The organism is Streptococcus sp. CL8.13 (assembly GCF_049737895.1).
Window position 1 is genome coordinate 1 of the sequence record NZ_JBKOTT010000141.1, and the last position, 1,434, is coordinate 1,434.

Consider the following 1,434-nt stretch of genomic DNA (forward strand, 5'->3'; position numbering starts at 1 on the left):
GTCATTTCCAGTGTGACAGATGACAAGGGCCGCAAGACTGTTGTTGACCTCTTGCCCAACGTGAAAGAGCGTATCTACCCTGTAGGTCGTTTGGACTGGGATACATCAGGAGTCTTGATTTTGACCAATGATGGAGATTTTACGGATGAAATGATTCACCCTCGTAATGAGATTGACAAGGTTTATGTCGCGCGTGTTAAAGGTGTGGCCAATAAGGATAATCTCCGCCCCTTGACCCGTGGACTTGAGATTGATGGTAAGAAAACCAAGCCGGCTGTCTATGAGATTCTTAAAGTGGATCCAGTCAAAAATCGCTCTGTGGTGCAGTTGACTATCCATGAAGGGCGTAACCACCAGGTTAAAAAGATGTTTGAAGCTGTCGGTCTCCAAGTGGACAAGTTGTCTCGGACTCGTTTTGGACATCTAGACTTGACAGGACTCCGTCCAGGAGAATCCCGTCGTCTTAATAAAAAAGAAATCAGCCAACTACACACCATGGCTGTAACCAAGAAATAATGAAACGAATTTTAATAGCGCCTGTGCGCTTTTACCAACGGTTTATCTCACCAGCCTTTCCACCCTCTTGTCGCTTTGAGCCGACTTGTTCCAACTACATGATTCAGGCTATTGAGAAACATGGCTTTAAGGGTGTCTTGATGGGCTTGGCACGGATTTTACGTTGCCATCCCTGGTCGAAAACAGGTAAGGACCCCGTCCCAGACCACTTTTCACTCAAACGGAATCAAGAAGAAAAATGAGGATGGGTAAAAATATTTTAGTGAAATGATAAAAACGCATCCTATCAGGTTTGAGTGAGTCTGATAGGATGCGTTTTATCATGTAAAGATGTTAGTTGAGTTTGAAGTTGCTTATTTCAAGGCTTTTTGTGCGTCTTCAATCATGAGTTTTGTTGATTCAAGACCGCCTCCGCTTAGATACCAGAGGTCTGGTGTGAGTTGGATAATTTTACCATTTTTAGCGGCAGGAGTTTCAGCGATGAGGGCATTTTCTAGGACGCCGTCGTTGCTTGAGTTGTCCCCACCGATGGCAAGGGTACGGTTGATGACAAAAAGGATGTCAGGATTGATTTCTTTGACACTTTCAAAGCTGACTTCTTGTCCGTGGCGAGAGTCTTCAAATTGAGTATCTGTTGGCTTGAATTTCAAGGTTTGGTACAAGAAAGAGAAACGAGATTGGGCACCAAAGGCAGCCATTTTCCCTTCGTTGAGGAGGATAGCAAGGGCTTTTTTGTCAGAACTTTCATTTTTAGTAGCGACTTCTTGTATGCTCTTGTCTAGCTTGGCCAATTCTTCCTTGGCTTTCTGTGTACCAGTTTCACCAAAGGCGCTTGCTAGGGATTCGATATTAGCCTTGGTAGAAGTCCAGTAGTCATCTTTGCCTGCTTGGAAGAGAACAGTCGGAGCGATTTCGTTG

At 44.6% G+C, this 1,434-nt stretch carries 3 protein-coding genes; 2 read left to right on the forward strand and 1 reads right to left on the reverse strand.

Features of this window, described 5'->3' with window-relative positions:
* Positions 1-516: pseudouridine synthase (locus ACLNCN_RS04765; protein WP_424844738.1), on the forward strand; the 516-nt coding region annotated here is incomplete at its 5' end.
* Positions 516-758 (forward strand): membrane protein insertion efficiency factor YidD, encoded by a 243-nt coding sequence (gene yidD, locus ACLNCN_RS04770; RefSeq protein WP_000821624.1) that lies wholly within the window; start codon positions 516-518, stop codon positions 756-758. The genes ACLNCN_RS04765 and yidD, both read left to right, overlap by 1 nt.
* A gap of 111 nt (positions 759-869) precedes the next feature.
* On the opposite strand, the gene ACLNCN_RS04775 is transcribed toward yidD, so the two are convergent.
* Positions 870-1,434: ABC transporter substrate-binding protein (locus ACLNCN_RS04775; RefSeq protein WP_424844739.1), on the reverse strand; the 565-nt coding region annotated here is incomplete at its 5' end.

What these genes read in the sequence shown, in the direction of transcription:
- yidD (WP_000821624.1), top strand. Translation starts at nt 516, where the DNA reads ATGAAACGAATTTTAATAGCGCCTGTGCGCTTTTACCAACGGTTTATC.